Genomic DNA, 3,770 nt, shown 5'->3' with positions numbered 1-3,770 from the left:
GTTTGCCGGTACCCCCTCTCCATTCGACTTTGTTACAGCAACAGCTTCCCGACTCTCAGCTGCTCGCGGCCGCCGCGACGCCGACGGACTCGGGTCAGTCCGTCCTGATGTCCTCGTTCACGGAACGGCTCGAGCAGAGCTTCGCCCTGCTCGGGGAATTCGTGCCCGCGCTGTTCGGCGCCCTCGTCATTCTGTTCGCCGGGTATCTCGTGGCGAAGGTGCTCGAGAAGGGCACCGGGCGTTTGCTGCGCCGCATGCACTTCAATCAACTGCTCGAGCGCGGCGGCGTGATGCACGCCGTGGAGCGGTCGGGGTCGCATCTGAATCCCGCGAAGGTCATCGCCAACCTGCTGTTCTGGTGCGTGATGTTCGCCGTCCTGTTGGTGGCGGCCAATGCGATCGGTCTCGAATCGCTGGCCAACGTGTTCTCGGAACTCGTGAGCTACATCCCGAGTGTGATCGCGGCGATCGTGATCATCATTCTCGGCATCGTGCTCGGCGGGTTTGTCGGTGGCCTCATCATGGCATCGGCGGGGGGGCTGCACGGCGGGCCGTGGCTGGCGCGGACGGGGCGCGTGGGCGTGATCGTGCTGGCCGTGTTCATGGCGTTGCAGGAACTCGGCATCGCCACCGACATCGTCACGACCGCGTTCGCGATTTTGTTTGGCGCCGTGGCGCTGGCGTTGTCGCTGGCGTTCGGCCTGGGCAATCGCGACCTCGCGGGCGAAGTGACGCGCGAATGGTATTCGCGCTATCAGGCCGAGCGTCGCGCGATCGATGCCGAGGCCGCCGCCGATGAAGCGGAAGAGCTGGCCGAAGAGATCTCGGAAGACGATACCGCTGAGACGCCGGTGCCAGTGGCGCCGGCGGAGACCGTTGCGCCGGTGACCGGGCGGCCTGCCGACGCGAGCCAGCCGTGATGCTGGGGCGGGCGAGGCTGTTGGTTGGCCTGCTCGTGGCGCCGCTGGTCGGAGTGGGGGCGCAGGCGGCGCCCAACAGCGACTCGGTGGCGACGGCGTACCTGGCCGCGGAAACGCGCAGCGCTGTGCAGCGGATGGCTGTGCTGCGGAGGAGTTATCTGGCCCGTGCCTCGTGGGCCGATCTGGGCGACCGGTGCAATCCGGGTTCGCTCCGGGTGTTCCCGCAGGATACGACCCCGGCACTGCAGCAGGCGTTGCAGTCGATCGTCGAGCGGATGGAGCACACGATCGTGCTGCAGGGCGTCGGCCGCTCGTTGGCGACCCCGGAGGCGCGGGCGCTGCTTCGCGTGGTGGTGGGTTGGGAGGCGGGAATCGACCGGCCGCGCTGGGACGAGGACGGCACGGGTGTGCATCGTGCGGTGGCCTCGGGGCTTACCGGTGAGGTGCCCGATCCCACGACGCCCGGGTGCCTGCCGTCGCCGATCGTGGGCGACACCGTCACCTTCGTGGTGCCCGGCTTCACCGACATGGACTTCCCGAAGGCCCCGCGTCCGCGGGTGAAGGCGTACTTCGGGCCGGAGGGACAACAGCGGGCCCGCGACGAGTTCTTCGCGGCGGTGGGTCGCCAGACGCCAAGCGCCGAGCTGTCGTACACCGTGATCGCGCCGATGGTGATGTGGCAGGACTATGCGGTGGTCGGGGTGCACCGTCCCCGGGAGCGCGGCGGGATCGAAGTGGGGTCGGGGAGCAACGGCGGCGCCGCGTATCTGCTGCGCCGGGTCGGCGGGGAGTGGCGGCTGCTCTCGATCGTGCGGAGCTGGGGCTCCTGATCCCGGGCAAGTTTCTAAGTCATTGCAATACAGTGAGTTGCAACCGAGCCGCGGCGTTGTGATTACACCGCCGGTCGTGTATATTTCACGGCTGTCGCTCAAGTTCCGGACCACGTCTCTCCCGCCCGACGTCACATGACCGCACCGAACGCCCGCGAACGGATTCTGCCACGCCTCATCGATGAGGAAGTGAAGGAATCGTTCATCAACTATTCCATGAGCGTCATCGTCTCGCGTGCGCTGCCCGACGTGCGCGATGGCCTCAAGCCGGTGCATCGCCGCGTGCTGTACGCGATGAACGAGCTCGGATTGTTGCCGGGGCGTCCGTTCAAGAAGTCGGCGACGGTGGTCGGTGACGTGCTCGGCAAGTACCACCCGCACGGTGACAGCAGCGTGTACGATGCGCTCGTGCGCATGGTGCAGACGTTCTCGCTGCGGTATCCGCTGGTGGACGGCCAGGGCAACTTCGGCTCGATGGACGGCGATAACGCGGCGGCCTACCGCTACACCGAAGCGCGCCTCACGCGCATGTCGGTCGAGATGCTCACCGACATCGACAAGAACACGGTCGACTTCGCGCCGAACTTCGACGACCGTCTCGAAGAGCCGCGGGTCCTGCCCTCGGGGGTGCCGAACCTGCTGGTGAACGGCTCGTCGGGGATCGCCGTGGGCATGGCGACGAACATTCCGCCGCACAACCTGCGCGAAGTCGTCGCGGCCGTGATCGCGATGATCGACAACCCCGAGCTCGACGGCGCGGCCTTGCGCGCCCACGTGCGGGGCCCCGACTTCCCGACCGGCGGCTACATCTATGGCCGCGCGGGCATCGCCGATTATCAGGACACCGGCCGCGGGCGCATCGTGATGCGGGCCAAGGCCGTGATCGAGGAGAAGGAATCGAGCGGCCGTTCGCAGATCGTGGTCACCGAAGTGCCGTATCAGGTGAACAAGGCGAAGCTGGTCATCGACATCGCCGAACTGGTGCGCGACCAGAAGCTGACCGGTATCAGTGCGCTTCGCGACGAGTCCGATCGCGACGGCATCCGCGTGGTCATCGAGCTCAAGCGCGATGCGATCCCGCGGGTGGTGCTCAATCAGCTGTACAAGCACACGGCGATGCAGAGCACGTTCGGCGTGATCATGCTGGCGCTGGTGCCCGACGTGAACACGCGGCAGCTCGTGCCCAAGGTGCTCACGCTGCGGCAGTGCCTCGGGCATTACATCGAGCACCGCCATGAAGTGATCGTGCGGCGCACGCAGTTCGACCTCGACAAGGCGCTCGAGCGCGAGCACATCCTCGAAGGCCTCAAGATCGCCGTCGACAACATCGACGAAGTGATCCGCATGATCCGCGCGGCCGACGATACGCCGACCGCGAGCCTGCAGCTGCAAGCGCGCTTCGGGCTGTCCGAGCGCCAGGCGGAAGCGATCCTGAACATGCGTCTGGCGAAGCTCACCGGCCTCGAGCGCGACAAGCTCGAGGAGGAGCTCACCGAAGTGCGCGCGTTCATCCTCGAGATGCGCGGCATTCTCGAGTCGCGTCCGCGCCGCATGGAGATCATGAAGGGCGAGCTGCTCAAGCTGATGGAGACCTACGGCGACGAACGCCGCACGGAGATCGTCAGCGACGAGGGTGAGTTCTCGATCGAGGACCTGATCGCCGAGGAGGAGATGGTCGTCACCATCTCGCACAACGGCTACATCAAGCGCACCCCGTTGTCGTTGTACAACCGCCAGGGGCGCGGCGGTCGCGGCAAGGCCAGCGCGGATCTCAAGGAAAACGACTTCATCGAGCGCTTCTACGTGGCGAGCACGCACACGTACATGCTCATCTTCACCGACGACGGTCGTTGCTTCTGGCTCAAGGTGCACGAGCTGCCGCAGGCCGGGCGGAACACGCGCGGCAAGCCGATCGTGAACCTCATCAACGTCACCCCCGACACGCGCATCCGCGCGATCGTGCTCACGCGCGAGTTCAGCGACACCGAGTTCCTGCTGTTCTGCACGCGCAACGGTACGG

3 protein-coding genes are annotated in these 3,770 nt (G+C 66.4%); all 3 read left to right on the top strand.

Annotated features, from left to right (window positions below):
* A partial coding sequence (locus ACIRA7_RS15665) for a hypothetical protein (protein WP_396221773.1) occupies positions 1–920 on the top strand: 920 nt, incomplete at its 5' end.
* A complete protein-coding gene (locus tag ACIRA7_RS15660; RefSeq protein ID WP_396221772.1) occupies positions 917–1,750 on the top strand; it encodes a hypothetical protein in 834 nt (277 codons plus the stop codon). The genes ACIRA7_RS15665 and ACIRA7_RS15660, both read left to right, overlap by 4 nt.
* Before the next feature lie 135 nt (positions 1,751–1,885).
* On the top strand, positions 1,886–3,770 hold a 1,885-nt coding region (gene gyrA, locus ACIRA7_RS15655), incomplete at its 3' end, for a DNA gyrase subunit A (protein ID WP_396221771.1).

The organism is Gemmatimonas sp. (assembly GCF_044376735.1).
GTDB lineage: Bacteria > Gemmatimonadota > Gemmatimonadetes > Gemmatimonadales > Gemmatimonadaceae > Gemmatimonas.
This window is presented reverse-complemented; position numbering and strand designations above follow the sequence as displayed.